General features: G+C 41.1%; 13 protein-coding genes. 5 read left to right on the top strand and 8 right to left on the bottom strand.

Features of this window, described 5'->3' with window-relative positions:
• Nucleotides 1–345: 345 nt before the first annotated feature.
• From M2448_RS07700 to M2448_RS07690, 3 genes are all read left to right on the top strand, one after another.
• The gene (locus M2448_RS07700) at nucleotides 346–1,518 is read left to right on the top strand and encodes a TlpA disulfide reductase family protein (RefSeq protein WP_280645330.1); all 1,173 of its coding nucleotides are present in this window, start codon (nucleotides 346–348) and stop codon (nucleotides 1,516–1,518) included.
• 165 nt (nucleotides 1,519–1,683) lie between these two features.
• Nucleotides 1,684–2,151, top strand: a complete 468-nt coding sequence (gene greA / locus M2448_RS07695) for a transcription elongation factor GreA (RefSeq protein ID WP_280645329.1) — start codon at nucleotides 1,684–1,686, stop codon at nucleotides 2,149–2,151.
• 8 nt (nucleotides 2,152–2,159) lie between these two features.
• Complete coding sequence (locus M2448_RS07690; RefSeq protein WP_280645328.1) at nucleotides 2,160–2,558, top strand: HIT family protein; 399 nt, start codon at nucleotides 2,160–2,162, stop codon at nucleotides 2,556–2,558.
• A gap of 97 nt (nucleotides 2,559–2,655) precedes the next feature.
• Here M2448_RS07690 and M2448_RS07685 read toward each other — a convergent pair whose 3' ends face one another.
• On the bottom strand, nucleotides 2,656–3,936 hold the full coding sequence (locus M2448_RS07685) for an L-serine ammonia-lyase, iron-sulfur-dependent, subunit alpha (protein WP_280645337.1): 1,281 nt from the start codon (nucleotides 3,934–3,936) through the stop codon (nucleotides 2,656–2,658).
• A gap of 818 nt (nucleotides 3,937–4,754) precedes the next feature.
• On the opposite strand from M2448_RS07685, the gene M2448_RS07680 reads away from it, so the two are divergent.
• On the top strand, nucleotides 4,755–5,708 hold the full coding sequence (locus M2448_RS07680) for a diacylglycerol kinase family protein (RefSeq protein WP_280645327.1): 954 nt from the start codon (nucleotides 4,755–4,757) through the stop codon (nucleotides 5,706–5,708).
• A gap of 12 nt (nucleotides 5,709–5,720) precedes the next feature.
• Here the strand turns inward: M2448_RS07680 and M2448_RS07675 are convergent, their stop codons facing one another.
• The 7 genes from M2448_RS07675 to M2448_RS07645 form a co-directional block, all read right to left on the bottom strand.
• Entirely contained in the window at nucleotides 5,721–8,282 is a 2,562-nt protein-coding gene (locus M2448_RS07675; RefSeq protein WP_280645326.1) for a DUF5686 and carboxypeptidase-like regulatory domain-containing protein, read from the bottom strand.
• Between the two features lie 132 nt (nucleotides 8,283–8,414).
• On the bottom strand, nucleotides 8,415–10,100 hold the full coding sequence (gene ettA, locus M2448_RS07670; RefSeq protein WP_280645325.1) for an energy-dependent translational throttle protein EttA: 1,686 nt from the start codon (nucleotides 10,098–10,100) through the stop codon (nucleotides 8,415–8,417).
• Between the two features lie 67 nt (nucleotides 10,101–10,167).
• Entirely contained in the window at nucleotides 10,168–11,823 is a 1,656-nt protein-coding gene (locus M2448_RS07665) for an AMP-binding protein (RefSeq protein WP_280645324.1), read from the bottom strand.
• Between the two features lie 218 nt (nucleotides 11,824–12,041).
• The gene (locus tag M2448_RS07660; RefSeq protein WP_280645323.1) at nucleotides 12,042–13,019 is read right to left on the bottom strand and encodes an SPFH domain-containing protein; all 978 of its coding nucleotides are present in this window, start codon (nucleotides 13,017–13,019) and stop codon (nucleotides 12,042–12,044) included.
• A 3-nt stretch (nucleotides 13,020–13,022) separates the two neighbouring features.
• Nucleotides 13,023–13,586, bottom strand: a complete 564-nt coding sequence (locus M2448_RS07655; RefSeq protein WP_280645322.1) for a DUF6620 family protein — start codon at nucleotides 13,584–13,586, stop codon at nucleotides 13,023–13,025.
• Between the two features lie 28 nt (nucleotides 13,587–13,614).
• Nucleotides 13,615–14,361, bottom strand: coding sequence for a hypothetical protein (locus tag M2448_RS07650; protein ID WP_280645321.1), 747 nt, complete (start codon nucleotides 14,359–14,361; stop codon nucleotides 13,615–13,617).
• The gene (locus M2448_RS07645) at nucleotides 14,354–14,566 is read right to left on the bottom strand and encodes a hypothetical protein (protein WP_280645320.1); all 213 of its coding nucleotides are present in this window, start codon (nucleotides 14,564–14,566) and stop codon (nucleotides 14,354–14,356) included. Before M2448_RS07645 ends, M2448_RS07650 begins: the two co-directional genes overlap by 8 nt.
• Before the next feature lie 301 nt (nucleotides 14,567–14,867).
• Between M2448_RS07645 and M2448_RS07640 the strand changes: the two genes are divergently transcribed.
• Nucleotides 14,868–18,482 carry a hypothetical protein gene (locus tag M2448_RS07640; protein ID WP_280645319.1) on the top strand — a complete coding sequence of 1,205 codons (3,615 nt, stop codon included), beginning with the start codon at nucleotides 14,868–14,870 and terminating at the stop codon, nucleotides 18,480–18,482.
• Nucleotides 18,483–18,506 lie beyond the last annotated feature (24 nt).

Here is an 18,506-nt window from a genome sequence, read left to right as displayed (position 1 = left end):
TATTCTTGTACTACTCTTTATTCTTGTTATCATTGATTTCAAAGATCGCTTCTTATGCTTCAAGGAAGGCCTGTCATTACAGAGCCCGTTCTGTCCCAAAGCGGGTGCAAAGATAAAGAATAAAATAACTAAATACAAAATAAAAAAAGAAGTATTTTAGAAAAGTTTAGAAAACTAAATTATACTTCCCTAATCATGAACACATTAAAAGAGAGAAAAAGATTCATAGAAAATTGCTGATTTCAACATATAGATAATTATGAAATTAAAAAATGCAAGTTTTATAAGATTTGATTATAATTAATATCTTTGCTGAACTAAACATTATATATAAATATATCATATATGAAAACGTCCCTTTTATCCAAGCTCACAGTATTAGCTATAGGATTACTTACCCTGTTATCTTGTGGAGACAGGAAACCTCATTTTATAATTGAAGGCACAATCAGCGATGCCGATACTACCATGTTATATCTGGAAAGAAGATCTCTGACGGAGACAACAATTATCGACTCTGCAAAACTGGATAAAGAGGGTAACTTCAAATTCAAAGAGCCAAGCCTAGAATATGCTGAGTTCTATCTGCTAAGATTGAATGGGCAAACAATAAATCTGGCTGTAGATTCTATAGAGACTATAACCGTAAAAGCTCCGGCTAAAACATTCGCCCTCGACTATAGTGTAGAAGGATCTGATGCTTCTTCGAAAATAAAAGATGTAGTCATAGCCCAAAATAAACTGACACAGTCTTTTTCGGATCTGAAAAAGAAATACGATAATAAAGATATATCTCAGGAAGAATACATAAATGCCTTCCGCAGCGCTATAGATGAATATAAAACTCAGGCAAAGAATCTGATATTCTCGGATTATAACAGTCTCGCTTCTTATTTTGCCTTGTTTCAGAAAGTGGATGGCTACCTTATTTTCGACCCATTCGATAAAAAAGATATCGGTGCATTCCAGTCTGTAGCTACTGTATGGGATCAGTATAAATCGAAATCCCCGAGAGCGGCTCATCTGAAAACCTTTACTCTATCGGCTCTATCTGAAATAAGACAGGCTGCAAGTGATCAGGAGACAATAAAGAAACTGACCGAAAGTGGCGTTGTTGATAACAGTACATTCTATAATATATCGCTGCCTGATATTAAAAATCAGGATATAAGCCTGTCATCGCTTAAAGGGAAAGTAGTCATACTTGATTTCACTGCATATCAGACAGACTTTTCTCCGGCACACAACATTCTGATAAACAACGTATATTCTAAGCATAAAGGCAACCTCGAAGTATATCAGGTATCACTGGACTCAGACCCTCATTTGTGGCAGAACAGCGCAGTAAACCTACCCTGGATTTGTGTAAGAGACAGCAAGTCTCTTAATTCAGAACTGATAACTAAATTCAATATACAAGGATTACCTACTACATTTATAGTTAACAAGAACGGAGATATTGTTAAAAGGCTATCGCCAAACGACAATTTAACCGCCGAAGTTCAAAAAATAATGTAAATCTCTTGCAATAAATTTTGAGATTATAGAAATTATATCTTATCTTTGCTAGATAACAAGATGAAAAAGGAAAAGGAGTTCTGGCCTATACGGCAAGGATTCTTTTTCTTTTTATCGCTTTAAAAAACAATAACATAAATAGTCGCTAACTAATTTTCAATTACCATGGCTATCTCTTACATGACCGAAGACGGTTTTAAGAAATTAAAAGAAGAAATAAGCGCCCTCGAAAGCGAAAGACCCGTTATATCAAAACAAATAGCAGAGGCTCGCGACAAAGGTGACTTATCTGAAAATGCTGAATATGATGCAGCCAAAGAGGCTCAAGGCCTGTTGGAGGCAAAAATAGCTCAGCTGAAGAACCTGTTGGCTAATGCCAGAATGATCAACGAGGATGCAATAGGTACCGATGTGGTTCAGATACTGAACAAGGTAACTATACGCAATACCAAGAACAATCAGCAAATGACCTATACCCTTGTAGCCGAGAGTGAAGCCAATCTGAAAGAAAACAAGATTGCTATCAACACTCCTATCGCTCAGGGACTGATGGGTAAAAAAGTCGGGGATGTGGCTGAAATAAAAGTCCCTGTAGGCTTAATGACATTTGAAATACTGAACATATCAATCTGATCGGCACAATGGCAAGTATCTTTAGCAAAATAATAGCAGGCGAAATACCTTCCTACAAGATAGCTGAGAACGACAAATTCTTTGCTTTTCTGGATATCAACCCGATGGCAAAAGGTCATACGCTGGTTATACCTAAGCAAGAGGTAGATTACCTGTTCGACTTGGATGACACCACCGTAGGTGAAATGCACATCTTCGCTAAAAAGATTGCTAAGGCCATCGAAAAAGCCATCCCATGCAAACGTATCGGCACAATGGTACTTGGCATGGAAGTTCCTCATGCGCATATCCATCTGATTCCTATCAATAAAGAATCGGACATGCTGCTGTCCAATCCTAAGCTAAAACTGGATAAGACCGAATTTGAGGAGATCGCTGAAAAGATTAGAGAGAATATTCAAGCCTAACACTTAAAATATAATATATAAGACCGGCTGATATTTTATCGGCCGGTTTCTTTTTGTGTACCTGTCAACCCTAAATTTGGCCGGACGGTTTTCCAGTCTATTTACTCGTCATTATTTTCAATACGAGCTTATCGGTCTCGCGCATCCCCTCAGAGCCGATAGATGTAAGATTCTCTATCGTCTTATCCACATCATCGTCTACAATGCCTTCGAGAGAAGAGACAACCTCGTTTTCCATAGCCATAATAGCCGACAAGACAGCCGTAGATACACCACTGGATATTTTAAGCGCACAACTCGGTTTTGCCCCGTCGCAGATCATGCCTGTTATATTAGCGATCATATTCTTTACTGCAAAGGTAATCTTACTGTAATCACCTCCCATCAGGTAAGTGATGCCACAACTGGCACCTGTAGCCGCTACCACACATCCACACAAGGCAGAAAGCCGCCCGAGCTTCTGTTTGATGTAAACTACCGTCAGATGACTTAACATCAACGCCCTGATAAGCTGTTCTTCACTGCAATCGGTGTCAGAAGCATAGCTGAGTACCGGCAACGTGGCTGTAATACCCTGATTGCCACTACCCGAATTACTCATTACAGGAATCATAGCACCATCCATACGTGCATCGCAAGCTGCCGCTGTGTGCGACATGATATGCGACAAAATAGAGTCACCGAATATCTGCTTACCCAATGTACCTGTTACAACTTTACCCACATTGTGCCCATAACTTCCCTGCGACGATAATGCAGATGCAGCACGGTTCAGCTCTGCTGCTTGTAGTATAAACCGGATTTTATCTAATGGAACTGTAGTTGAAAATGCATGAACTTTCTCGAAAGAAAGTACAATATCGTCACTGCCTTCCTCTTCTGTCTCAACGCAATCTTTTTCGAGTAGTACATTTCCGTTAAGCGCCAGATAAGTAAAATTCGTATGCGCCGTTTTTATGATAGCGACTGATTCATTATCATTTTTGAGGCAATGTACTTCTATATAAAGATTATCTTGTATATCTTCCTTTAGCGATATTTCGATACGCTTTTCAGCAATATATTGCCTACCACGCTCTACATCCTCCGGAGTCAGGTCTTTCAACACCTGTAAGCCATATTCACTCTTACCTATCATTGCCCCTAAAGCTACAGCGATAGGCAAACCTACCATCTTTGTTCCCGGAATGCCCACGCCCATTGCATTTTTGAGGATATTGGCACTCAGGTAGAGTTTTATTTTATCGGGAAGCTGTCCTAATATTTCTGTGGCTTTGGCTACACACAGGGATACAGCTACCGGTTCGGTGCAACCTATGGCTGGCACAACTTCCTTCTTTACAAGATTGACTATTTGCTCTATTTCAGACGGATTCAACATAGCTTTTCAAGGTATTAAGCATTTACAAAACAAATATAGCCATATTATTATAACTTTTTGATAGCCATTATAGAAAAGAGAATGATTTTAACTAAAATGTAACAAAGGTAATGAAACAACGTTCGATGGAGCGAAGCGGAGTCTATTTGTATAACCTCAATCTTAGTCTGGGATTTATAGATTTAGCTCATGTCTAACGCGCACTCTTGTGCTTGTTTTTACTTTTACATCGCCCAAAAGTAAACAAAAGTCTAGTGCTTCGCTCCTCAGCGACTTGTCAGCGGCTTATCGGCTGAAGGGGACAATCGAGCGTCAGCCCGCGCCGTTAGCTTTATGGACGGGGCACCCGTAGGGTGAGAAAGGCGTAAAACAAAAACGTGTTTGAGCTTAACCGTTGATTGGAACAATACAAAGTTGTAAGCGAGTTTTTTTGTTTAGCCTTTGAGCCCTTTTACGGGTCGTCCTATGAAGCGGGGCGCTAAAGACTTTTTGATTCCTTTTGGGGCTTAGGCCAAAAGGGATGCAAGCAATCTGTGATTGCGCGCAGTAGAAAATAAACGAACATATAATTTCAAATACTGATTCGCATGAATAATAGTTAACCTAAAATTCCGATCGCTATCAGCCATCCGGTTATAGATAAAGTTTTTTGCAGTTCTCTAAATCTTTAAAGTTGACACTGTCTCTCATCTGATTTTAGGCTCTGCAACCCCCACTTTTCACCTCAGACCACACAGACCTCGAATTTCATCCTTTTATTTTGTCTTTGATTGTTAATATGTTATTTTTGCAGAACGAATCATTTGCTTAATGTAATGGATGAAACGAAGAAAAAAGTATATGTCATCATCAATCCGAAGTCGGGAACGTCATCGAAACAGAATCTCCCGCACAGGATTGCAGAAACCCTTGACCCACATTTATTTGACGTGCATATATTCATTACAGGATATGCCGGACATGGCTCCGAAATAGCCAAACAGGCCATAGAAGACAAAGCTGACTATGTAATCGCCGTAGGCGGCGACGGCACAGTAAATGAAGTAGCCCGTACCCTTGTAGGGTCAGATATTGCATTGGGTATATTACCTCTCGGTTCGGGCAACGGACTGGCACGCGACCTGAATATCCCTATCGACGTTAAGAAAGCACTATCTGTCGTTACCGAAGGAAATATTATCACTATCGACTACGGCATGGTGAACGGACATATATTCTTCTGCACCTGCGGTGTAGGATTCGACGCCGAAGTAGCAGCAATGTCATCGGGCAGAAAAAGCAGAGGATCATTTATGTATTTCAAATACATGCTGGAAACCTTTTTCCGCCAGAAACCGCAAAATTATGAGATCATTTGTCCCGAAGGCACTATAAAGGATAAGGCATTCGTGGTAACATGTGCCAATGCTTCACAATATGGTTATAATGCACACATAGCCCCTCATGCCGACATACAGGATGGGATGATGAACATTGCTATTCTAAAACCATTGTCGATACTCGATGTTCCGCAGACTTCGCTGCAACTGTTCACGAAAAAAATAGACGAGAATAGCAAAATGATCGAGCTAGTCACCAATGAAGTAACCATCAAGCGGGAAGAGGAAGGAATGATGCACATAGACGGCGATCCGGTGCAGATGGGCAAAGAAATAAATGTAAAGATAATACCTCAGGGACTTAATGTATTAGTGCCTAAAAATCCGCCTAAACGCCATCCGCTCGATCCGCAGGAAGTACTGCAACGCATAGCTGATACGTTTCTGTGATCAGGGCTTATTTTAAAATTCGAACTGGAATGATATTCTGAATCCGTCCTTATCTATATTCGGATGATCGAGATAATTGACGCGGCGCACATAGTCGATGCGGAAGAAGTTGAATATATTTTCAATACCGATATTATATTCCATATATGGTTTGCTCCTCGTAGTAAATGTTTCTTGCGGGAATAACAACAGATTACGGTTGTGTATAGGATTGTTACGATTGCTCAACTCTCCATAGAATCCTCTGAATCCGAAGACTTCTCTCCATTTCAGATATTTCAAAATAGGAATACGGTTGAACAACCATCCACCCATGTGATAATACACTTCCCACGAAACCTGTGCATCGTGCACAAACTCCAATGGCTCTATCAGATAATAATTTCCGCGCTGAATGGTATAAGAGTTATTGGCACTCGGAGTAATAAGGAATGGGAATGGTGTTTCTCCCCATATTTTTTCAGCCTGTGCCGATAAGATCAGTTTGCCGAAAGGCGGCACCCAAAAGCTTTTAAATGCTGAAAATGAAGTCTTATTATAATTATATTCGCCACCAAACACATTTTCCAATGCAGTAGTATGGGTAAGGGTTAATATAAATTTCTGTGACGAAATGGAATGGCGTTTGCGCCGTTGCTGGAAAAACTTTTCGCCCGGAGCATAACGTAACGATAACATAGCTTCAGTCGTTTGTATTTTGCTGACAGGGTAAATCTCCCCTTCATCATTCATTTTCTCAAACAGAAGAGTACCTGCCGGCCTTTCATTGAACGTTTGTCCGGTCAGTTTAAATGAGAAGCCTCCGTAATACTCTTTTTCATATGCTATCTGTGTCTGACGGTTATATGTCAGTTTTTGATTGCTCTTCGACTGTATCGACATCAGTATATTATCCCTTTCAGCCTGTGTAAAACGCTGTCCCAGCGTATTCATATCATACTTATAAGCTATCGTCAGGTTATTCTTGGGATACTCGTCTTTATGATTCTTTATCTTATTGAATGCCCATGTTGCCTCAGCATAATATTTGAATTTATTGTCCCTCGTACCATAGGCTCCATAACCATACAGATACAGGTGCGGATGCAAATTCTTTGTGGTTGCTGCTGTCAGGCGGAAGCGGTTACCCTCTACCTTATTATAGCTATAGAAAGTCTGTACTGTTCCTATATCCAACTTATTCTTCTCTTCATCTTTCGACAGAGGAATATATCCTGTTGCCACCACATTCCCTACATTGAGCAATACTTTCAGTATGGTAACATTGTTCACATCCTCCATCATTTCGTCCATTCTGAAATCTTTTTGATATTTCAGCGGACGGTTTTGTGCCCAATAGGTCTTACTGCGCTTCAGGTAATCCTTTTCGAATACTTCGGGAGCCGTCAGTATAAACACAGGATTCATCGGACGATTGACAATAAAATTCTCAAACTTACGCGTCTTATCCACATACAGCTTGATGGTATTCACCAAAGACAAGTCTATTGCCATACGGTCTTCTACCGGTACCCAAGCATTTTCTGCTGTTTTATGGAAATCCTGCGTAATAATGAGTTCATCCACAAAGTTCAGATTTGCCTTTTTGGGTGTTCGCAGTACAGCCCTCTTTACCGCATACATGCTATCGAGCGAAATATACAGGTTTCCGGTGAATCCGATATCGCGCGAGTTGAAAGGTGCAAAATCGAGTTTTACATATCTGTCATTATCCATTGTAACGGTATCGGACAAATACCATTTGTAAAAGTTGACCGAACTATGGGAACTCAGCGGGCTTACAAACTCCTGAAACAGCAGGGTTATAGAATTGTCGTATATAGAAATATCTTTAAAGAGTTCTTTCAGTACAGCGTCCAGCCCCTCAGTCTCGAACGATTGGTCAAGTCCTTGTAGCTGATAACCTTTTACGATACGTCTGGTATCTTTAGGATCTTTCCGATAAAATACATCGGTCAGTTTTTCGCGCACCGAAATCGGCAGAATGGCTTTGCTGTCTATTATGGAAGTGTCCATGTAATTTGGCAAAAACTTCAGCTTTTTGAACTGCCCTCTGTCAGGTTTGAAGTCGTTGAAAGCCATCACCAAACGTTCGTACTCGTTATACTGGTAATAGCTTTTTGATGTAATATTGGTGCTATCTTTATGAGCTATAACCTTTTTGATAAGCTCAACGGCAGGATTGTTTTTCTTCGAATATTTTTCTTTTTTGGGCTTCACAATCACCTCGTTCAGCTGCTTATCTTCGGGCTCGAGGTATATTTCTTCGGTAGTAGTTACCCCCGGATGTATTGTAAAACTACTCGATTTATAGCCAAGAAGCGAGGCTGTCACTTTGGTATGATTCGCCCTGTTGCTCAACCGGAATTCACCATCGGCATCAGAGAAAGTTCCGATATTAGTCTTATCGAATACAACCGTTACAAATGAAAGCTTTTCTTTTGTAACGGCATCCCTTACAGTCCCCCTGAGGGTAGTAAGAGACTGGCCATACGAAAGAATACATATCAGACATAGCGATATGAATACAAAGGTCCTTTTACTGTATATATTATATCGTGGAATCCCACTCATTTTTTCTCCATTTGGTACAGCTACGCATTATTGCGTATTCCAAAAATCAAGAGTAAATATAGGAATATTTACTCTTGATTATATAATATAGACTGTTACAACATACTAATAGTTGCACAAAGTTATATTTTTTTAATTAATTAACTTGCGATAACGAATACGTTTTGGTTCGACATTGCCCAAACGCATCTTCTTATTTTCTTCGTATTCGCTGTAGCTTCCTTCGAAGAAAAAGACTTCCGAATTACCTTCGAATGCAAGTATATGCGTACAGATACGGTCGAGGAACCAGCGGTCGTGGGAAATAACTACGGCACATCCGGCAAAATTTTCCAAACCTTCTTCCAGTGCACGCAGCGTGTTCACGTCTATATCGTTGGTAGGCTCATCGAGCAATAGCACGTTCGCTTCCGATTTTAGCGTAAGCGCCAGATGCAGACGGTTACGTTCACCGCCCGACAATACTCCGGTAAGTTTTTCCTGATCGCCTCCTGCAAAGTTGAAACGCGACAGGTATGCGCGGGCATTGATTTCTTTACCCCCTACCCTCACGAATTCACTTCCTCCCGAAATGGTCTGATATACGGACTTGTTCGGATCAATGTCGGCATGCGACTGGTCTACATATCCTATCTTTACAGTCTCACCCACTTCGAATGTTCCTTTATCTGCCTTCTCTATTCCCTGTATCAGACGGAATAGAGTTGTCTTACCGGCACCATTCGGACCGATAATACCTACAATACCTGATGGCGGTAACATAAATTCGAGGTTATCAAACAATAGTTTGTCTCCGAACGCTTTACTAACCCCATGTGCTTCTATCACCTTGTTGCCAAGACGAGGGCCGTTAGGAATAAATATTTCAAGTTTTTCTTCGCGTTCTTTCTGGTCGGCATTCAATAGTTTTTCGTAATCGTTCAAACGGGCTTTACCTTTTGCCTGACGAGCCTTCGGTGCCATACGCACCCATTCCAACTCGCGTTCGAGTGTCTTGCGGCGTTTGCTGGCTTGTTTTTCTTCCTGCTCCATACGCTTGGTCTTCTGCTCGAGCCATGAGGTATAGTTTCCTTTCCATGGAATACCTTCGCCGCGATCGAGTTCGAGAATCCATCCTGCTACATGGTCGAGGAAGTAACGGTCGTGGGTAATACAGATCACTGTACCTTTATATTGTTGTAAGTGCTGCTCCAACCAATCGATAGATTCTGCATCCAAGTGGTTGGTAGGCTCATCGAGCAACAATACGTCAGGTTCCTGCAACAACAGACGGCAAAGCGCTACACGACGGGCTTCCCCTCCTGAGAGATTTTCGCACAACTGATCTTCGGGCGGACAACGAAGGGCATCCATAGCACGCTCCAGTTTGTTGTCTATATTCCATGCATCGGTTGCATCTATTTTATCTTGTAGTTCTGCCTGACGGGCAAAAAGAGCATCCATCTTATCAGCATCTTCGTAATATTCGGGCAAACCGAACTTTTCGTTGATTCCTTCATACTCTTTCAATACATCCATTATCGGCTGTACGCCTTCCTGTACTATTTCTTTTACGGTTTTGGCAGGGTCGAGTTTCGGATCTTGCTCCAGATAACCGACACTGAATCCTTTGTCGGAAACTATCTCACCCTGATATTCTTTATCCAGCCCTGCTATTATTTTCAGCAAAGTTGATTTACCGGAACCGTTGAGACCGATAATTCCGATCTTGGCGCCATAGAAGAATGACAGGTAAATGTTCTTCAATACTTGTTTTTGTGGCGGGTAAAGTTTACCGACACCCATCATCGAAAAAATAATTTTCTTATCGTCAGACATTTCTATTAATTATAGATTATGAGTTATAAATTATAAGTTTTTTATTCAACAAATTATACCAGATGAATTATTTCTGGTATAAAAACCGCTTAATACTCCGCTTCGGTGTTTTCTCGAATTCCTGATCCTGCAACCTGAAATTCACTACCTGGCTGTATTTCGGCAAGCGTTTGTTTATCGCTTTCATTTCGGCCACAAAGATAGCAGAATAATCGTCTTCTTTGATATCATGCTTCTTCATATAATCATGATCGGGATAAATCAGAGCTATCAGTTTTCCGTTCTCTTCTATAATAAGCGATTCTGCCACATATGGCGAGTTGTTGAAGAAATCTTCTATCTCTTCCGGATATATATTCTGCCCCGATCCGCTGAGAATCATCGTTTTGCTACGACCTTTTATAAAAACAAAGTTATCCTTATCTATTATCCCCAGATCTCCGGTTTTCAGCCAGCCATCTTCTGTAAATGTGGCTTTAGTAGCTTCGGGATTCTTGTAATAACCGAGCATCACATTGTCGCCTTTCGTAATGATTTCACCCGCTTCCCTTTCAGGATCGGACGAGTCGATACGCACCTCCATACGGTCTACCGGACGTCCGCACGAGCCGGCTTTATAAGTATCCCAGAACTCATAGGAGATAAGAGGGCCGCATTCGGTCATTCCATATCCTACTGTGTACGGGAAACGTATATCTGAAAGGAATGTGCCTACTTCTTTATTCAATGCTGCCCCGCCGATAACCACTTCGACCAGTTTGTTCCCAAACACAGGGATCAGCTTATCTGCAACTTTCTTATATATCTTTTTCCTGAAAAACGGTATATTCAACAGCGTTTTTACCGGTTGTTTCTTGAACTCAGGGAAAACCCGCGTCTGCACTATTTTTTCTATAATCAACGGAACAGCGAGTACCAGTGTCGGATTCACTTTAGCAAAGGCATCCATGATAATCTGAGGTGAAGGCACACGCGTCAGATAATGTATATGGCATCCTTTGGCTATAGATAGCAGCACCTCGAATGCCAGACCGTACATATGCGCCATCGGCAGCATACAGACAATACCGTCCCCTGCTTTCACAAATGGAATCATGTCGATGGCAAAACGTGTATTCGACCACAGGCTGCGGTATGGTATCATTACCCCTTTAGGATTGCTGGTAGTACCCGATGTATAGTTGAGTACAGCCAGTTCTTCGGGCGATTCGTCATATACTTTCACATGCTCCTTGCCAAAACCGTTCGGATATTTCAGTTTGAAAGCCTGTTCCAGATCGGCACAGGATGCCAGCAACTTAGCTGAACGTGATTTCTGTACCGAAAAATCATCGATCATCATTATTGTTTCCACAGCAGGCACCTCTACCGGATCTATCTTAGACCATACATATTCATCCACAAAGAGCACCCTTGCTTCCGAGTGGTTGACAAGCGTATGAATGCTTTCTCCGCTAAAGTCGTGCAACAAGGTAGTAATAACCGCCCCATAATTAAGCGAAGCAAAGAAAGCGACAGCCCAATTAGCAGAATTACGCCCGCAAATTGCAATCTTATCGCCTTGTTTTACTTCCATATCATTCAGTAGGATATGTAGTTGGGCTATTTTTCTTGCAAAATCCTTATATAGGTATGTCTCTCCGTTATAGTCTGTCAGAGCCGGCCGTTCCCAGTTTTCGAGAATACCGTCTTTTATAAGTGCTAAAAATTTATTATTTTCCATAATCTTTCTACTAGGTGATATACAAATGTAATGATTTTTTGAGATTGTCACTACAATTTGAGTAACTGAGTTATATTATTATGGTCGGCTAATCATTATCGTCATCCTAAACAGATCATCAGACAGTATAATTTCAAAAAAAATACAGGTAATAAAGTCTGCATAGTGCATTACATTTATTACCTATATTTAATAATCTGAGAGTTTCCGCTTCAGAACTACATTTCGTCTATTATCTTTGCTTTCTTGCTCTTATATTCTTCTTCGTCCATTAAGCCCTCATCAAATAAGTCCTTGAGTTTTCTGAGCTTTCCTTTTATATCATTATCCTGAACCTGTGGCTGATTTATAGGTTGCCCCAAATTCATACCGGTGAGCATACCCACTCCGGCTCCGGCTATACCTTCATTGTTTGCAGCATCGCGCATAGCTTTCAATTTCTGGAGTTCCGAAAAGTCGATTCCGGCCAACTGTGCCGCCTTAACGTCGGCCTGCACATCGGATATTCCGGCAATACGCTGATTTGTTTCATCATCGAACGATGTACCTTCTATCCTGAAATCGAGTAGACTGAAGCCTAAATCGTTAAAGACCGTCCTGCTCTTATTTTTGGCTTCCGCTGCTATCTCCTCTATTTTGGAGTCAACATCGGCATACGAAAATTTGCTATTGGCCAGATAACTAGAAATAGGCTGTGAAATGCGGGATATAAATAACTCCTGCAAATCGTACGCATAATAATTCTCTTTTCCGGCCACCACATTACGAAAAAAATATTCGGGCTGGTTTATCTTTATGGAATAATTTCCATAAGCGCGCAGGTTGACAGGAAACGAATAGACGGGATCGTTGTACGTAATGGGAATACGTGTTCCCCAACGGATATTCAGTATATCGGCAGTCCTGAAAAACCATAACCCGACCTTATGTTCACTTTCAAAACCATACAATACTTTCTTAATCGTTGTAAAGAAAGGTTTATTTTCTGTTTCGAGGCTATATGTACCTTCTTCTTCAAAAACACCTTCAACTTTTCCTTCGTATGTAAAAATGCATCCCTGTCCGGGATGCACAATGAGTTTCGACACATTCTTCAGTTCATCTCCCTTATCGGTAACACGCCTGAATATCTCCCAATCCTGCGGTTCGTTCCACTGTATTACCGAACGTAATTGCTCTTTATCAAACAATGTCATGATCTAAAAATTGATATCGCTACTCAAGTCTACTTTATTCTCTTTGTAATGTTCTTCCCAATAATTCTCCCAATAATTCATCACAGATAAAAAATAATTGTATTTATCGTTATAGTGCGGATCATCATCGGCTATCGAGTTTATTCCCTGCCCCATATAGTGCATATTCAAAACACCCCATTTACCGATATCAATACCATAGCTTTCGAGTACCGAAACGGGATCTACTCCATATTGAGCTGCAGTTGATTGCTGCCAGAATATCTTCTGATATGTTTCATAATCGGGAACGATAGGCAGCAATTCCTGTATGCCCACTGTATTGGATACAACATCCTTAAAGCGACCGACCTTAGGATTCGCAAATATCTCACCGTATTTTGTAGCTACATCCATATCCTCCGTCATCAGCTGGCCAAGCCTTTCATTCCACCTGTTCATCGTATCATCCCACACAGGCTTTTCCAGTTCTAGTATTTCCATGACACGCTCTTCACTCATTCCCTGTGCCAGATTTGCACAAGCTGCTGCATAATCTTCAAAATTTACTCCGTTTATTGTTTCCATAAAGTGTATGTTTTTTGTTATTATTGGGTTACATTTTATTCAGCGCCTCTGCAAAATCTTTCTCATAAGTTTCTTTTGTATGAGGCATCAATTCTATTCGTTTTTCAAAATATTTTTTCAGATAAGCCCGGCAGGCTTCTTTGTACTGCTCGAGATATTCATCCCGATCGTCATTTCTGGTTCTTTGTTGCAGTTTGTAAACTGCTCTCCACTCCGCCAATGCCGAATATGCCGATATATTATTTACTACATTCCATCCTATCTGCACATATTTCGTTTCGGGGACGAATGAATTTACAGTATTGCAGTAGGAGCACGTTACATAATGTGACTGAAACAGATTTTTTGTTATTTGTACAGGAGAATTACATTGCGTGCATCGAAAATCCTTATTCACAAGCTGAATGGCATATTGATAATACTTTTCAGACAAAAGTCCCTCACAAACAAACATCCAGTCATGAATCTCATCCGACAGTTGCTTTCTCAGGTTATGTCCTTTGTGCCTTTTGTCTATGGAGTAGCTGTCGCCATCTGCCATCATTAATGGCTCTACCTGGTCGCGCCACACTTTATCTATCTTGTTTATTATAGAATCCTGTAACTGAGCCTTGATGCTGCTCAATGTTCTGAACGAGGAATAATAGTCGTAATTATTATTGTCTAGAGATTCCAGAACAGCTTCTTTTCCCTGCTCCGACATTTCGTGAAAACGTTCTTTTATTTTCACTAAAAATGTATCCCAACGGGCGGCTAGTTCATGTTGTTTACTCATGTTTACGTTCTATATTTATATCTACGGACATAAAGTTGTAGCGGCAATAACTACAATAGGATATATCCGAGTTTACGGGGCGGGGAGCTCCACAGAGTGGACAAATCCGGGCATATACAGAGGGGTTGGTAATTTCACTATCCCATTTCTTAGCTGTAGAGGCTGCATTGTCGGCAGTTTTCCTGAAAGGATTTGTTTTACTCATCTAATACACTTATTTCACTGTACATAACAAATATATACCGTTCTTAGAAAAGAAGAAAATAAATTATATAACCCATAAAAAAATTATACGACTGATTTTTATATCGTATTACACCTGCTTTTTGCGAACAAAAAATATAATAAACAATAAAATGATTACTTTTGTGTTCTTTATTATATAATAATATTTAGCCGTCAGTCTATACGTGTCACAAAATAAAACGGTATATACACTTTGCTTTACAATAAGTGTACTCATTATATTTATTCTGGGGTCGTGTTCTAATCAGAAGAACACTGCTGTGACACGTTTTTACCACTCTACAAATACCCGTTACAATATCTACTTCAATGCAAACGAAGCATATAAAGAAACATTGAAGAACCGCCTTCTCAGCCAAGAAGACAACATGTCGGAAATGCTGTACATATTCCCCGACAACTCCGATTCGGCAACCATGCAGCTTCCGGGAGGTAGCTTCACTACTACGATAGACAAAACAACCAAAGCCATCAAGCTACACTCGATAAAGGTTAAACCTCAACGAAATCCCAACAGGCGAAATGATGCCGATTATCAGGCATGGTTGCAGCAAAAAGAATATACTCCCTTTATGGATAACGTGTGGATGTTGCTTGCCAAGTCAGAGTTTCATGAAGCCAAATACCTGCAAGCCATCACTACCTTTATGTATATCTCGAAGATATATGCATCGCGCCCTGAGATAGTAGCCGAATGCCAGTTGTGGGTGGCACGTGCATACACCGAAATGGGATGGCTGTACGAAGCAGGGAATATTCTGCACAAAATGGAACTAGCAGGTGGGGCACCCGATAAGCATAAAGCACTGTATTCGGCTGTAAAAGCCAATTACCTGATAAGAAATAATGAATTGCGTGCATCTGTTCCACACCTCGAATATGCCATAAAGAAAGAGAAGGACAAGCACCAAAAACTTCGCATGAAGTACCTGCTGGGACAGATATACACAAAGACCGGAGATGTTATCAATGCGGACAAAGCATTTGCGTCTGTACAAGGGATGAACACCCCTTACAAGTATAGTTTCAATGCCAAGCTTCAACAAATACAACTGGATACTCCCGATAATAAAAAAGACCTCATAGCTTCCCTTTCCAAAATGGCTAAAAGCGCCAAGAACAAAGAATATCTGGATCAGATATACTATGTGATGGGAAATTCCTACTTGCAAAAAGCTGACACAGTAAAAGCAATAGAAAGCTTCAGAAATGCCTTGGAAAAGAGTACCCGCAACGGATACGACAAGGCAATGGTAGGAGTACGCCTTGGCGACCTGTACTTCGACCGGCGGGAGTTTATCCCTGCACAGCCACTTTATTCTAATGCTCTGCCGCAACTGAAAAAATCTCATATCGATTATCCGCGTGTAGCACTCCGTTCGGATGTATTGGATGCGCTTGTAGTACACATCAAAACGGTACACGATCAGGACAGTATGCAGCACCTGGCTCAACTCCCTGAAGAAGAGAGGCTGAAAATCATCAACGACAAGATTGAAAAGTTGAAGAAAGAGGAAGAAGAAGCAAAAAAAGAAGAAGAAAGACTGCAAAAGGCTGAGGAAAGGCAAAACAGAATAATGTCTTGGGCAGATCTGGAAGACATGTCGTTGCTTGATAAGCAAAATACACCGACAATCCCTCAGGCACAGACTCCTACATTTGGACAGCAAAACAATGCTGCCACTTTCTATTTCTACAATGAACAAACTGTTGCACAAGGTAAAATAGCATTCCAAAAATCGTGGGGAAACCGCAAGCTGGAAGACGACTGGCGACGGCGCACTAAGTCAGGATTTTCCTCTAGCCTTGCCGATATGGATGCCGCAGCAAATCAGACAGATTCACTTTTATTAGCCCAGCAAGCAACTCAATCCGGTACAGACGGAATACAAACGGGCGATACAGTTTCGGTAGTGAAAGACGTATATTCGGTCGAATACTACCTGCAACAATTACCGTTTACGGAAGAAGCAATAAAAGAATCGAACGATCTGATAGAGAATGCCCTGTTCAATATGGGTGTAATCTATAAGAACAAACTTGAAGACATGGATCTGGCCATCGATGCCTTCGATACAGATCTCAGACGTTTCCCGAATACCCCAAATCGGGAAGAGATATACTATCAGCTATTTCTCATATATATGCAGACAGGTGATAAGAACATGATGGCGACATACCGCAACCGCCTGTTGAACAGATTCCCTGAAAGCCTGTATGCCAGAGCCTTGTCGGAGCCCGACTACGAGTGGAACTTCAAGCACATGCCGGCTATGGTAGATTCTCTATACAACTCGGCATATAATGCCTATATGGCAGCTGATGTGACTACTGTAAGAAACGACTATGAGACCATAAACAGGAAATATCCGTTGACAGACCTGATGCCGAAATTTTCATTTCTGAATGCACTCTCGTACGCACAAACCAGAGATGCAAGGAATCTGGAAAACAATCTGAGAACCCTCACCGAAAAATATCCGAAAGCTGATGTTACCCCATTGGCTACTGAAATTCTGGGTAAACTAAGAGATGGCAGAATACTCCTATCAGACGGAAGTCCTATCACCGATTTCGACTGGAGCAAGGCTTATGCCAGCGACAGTACACTCATGGGCAAAGATGGGGAAATGCTCGCATTCTCTGACAGCCTCGACACAGAATATATGCTACTACTAATGTTCAAAACAAATACGGTAGACCGCAACGAACTGCTTTATCAGGTAGCCGATTATAATTTCTCTAACTATGTAATCCAGACTTTCGACCTGAGCTTCGAGACCGAGCCTCCATACGATATTCTGCAAATGCGTGGTTTCAAATCGTTTGCCAATGTAAGGTCATACGTTAACAAAGCATTCTCCGAAGAGGGATTGATGAACAAAATCGACACTGCCATACTAGCGATGCCTATATCTGTCGATAATTATACAAAAGCACTTCCGCGTCTCGGCATGGAACAATATACAACATTCTTTGCCGAACATTTCAACGAACAGCTACCCGTACTTATCGCTCACTGGAACAACGACAGCATAGCATTCGACAGCCAGATGGCTCAGTTGGCACAACAAACATTACCTGATGATAACGATGGCGATGACAACCTGATCGCTGAAGTGCCGGATCAGCAGGAAGACTCCACTCAACAACCTGCGATAGAAAGCACTACCAAAATACGTGTAAATCAAGATATTGACAAACCGGTCCAACAACAGGAAGAGCCTGTAAACGACAAGCAGATCACAGCAGACGATTTATTGACAAAAGATCAGTTAAAAGCTGCGGGTAAGGTAGACGATGCTATAAAATCGGTAGAAGAAATAATAAGCAATCCGGTGGACGGAATCAGAAATCTGTTCAACAAATACAATAACAGGGAAAAACTGACTAAGGAAGAAAAGGCCGAGCGCAAAGAGCAGGAAAGAATTGAAAAACAACAGCAAAAAGAATTGAAGGCTATTGCGAAAGCTAAACAGGATTCTATAAATAAGATAGAAAAAGCCCGAATTGACTCCGTTGCCCGAGTTGAAAAACAATTAGAAGATTCGATAAAAGCTGCTGCAAAACAAAAAGAAGAGCAACTAAAACTGGAGAAACAAGAAAAAGAAAATGCTGCAAAAGCAGCAATAAAAGCTAAAGAAGACGCCCGCAAGCAGAAAGAAGACGAGCGTAAAGCAAGAGAGCAACAACAAGCTGAACGCCAGCGTCAACGCGAAAAAGAACGAAAAGAAAAAGAAAAAGCACAAGAAGAAAAACGCAAACAAAAAGAAAAAGAACAAAAGGAGCGATTGCGCCAACGCGAAAAAGAGCGTCAGGAAAAAGAAAAACAGGCGGAAGAAAAACGGAAGCAACAACAGAGAGACAGGAACTAATCCTCCCTATTCCTGCCAGTTATT

This window comes from Dysgonomonas sp. PF1-14 (assembly GCF_029892965.1).
GTDB lineage: Bacteria > Bacteroidota > Bacteroidia > Bacteroidales > Dysgonomonadaceae > Dysgonomonas.
Note: the sequence above shows the minus strand (reverse complement) of the source record. Positions and strands in the feature narration are given on the sequence as shown.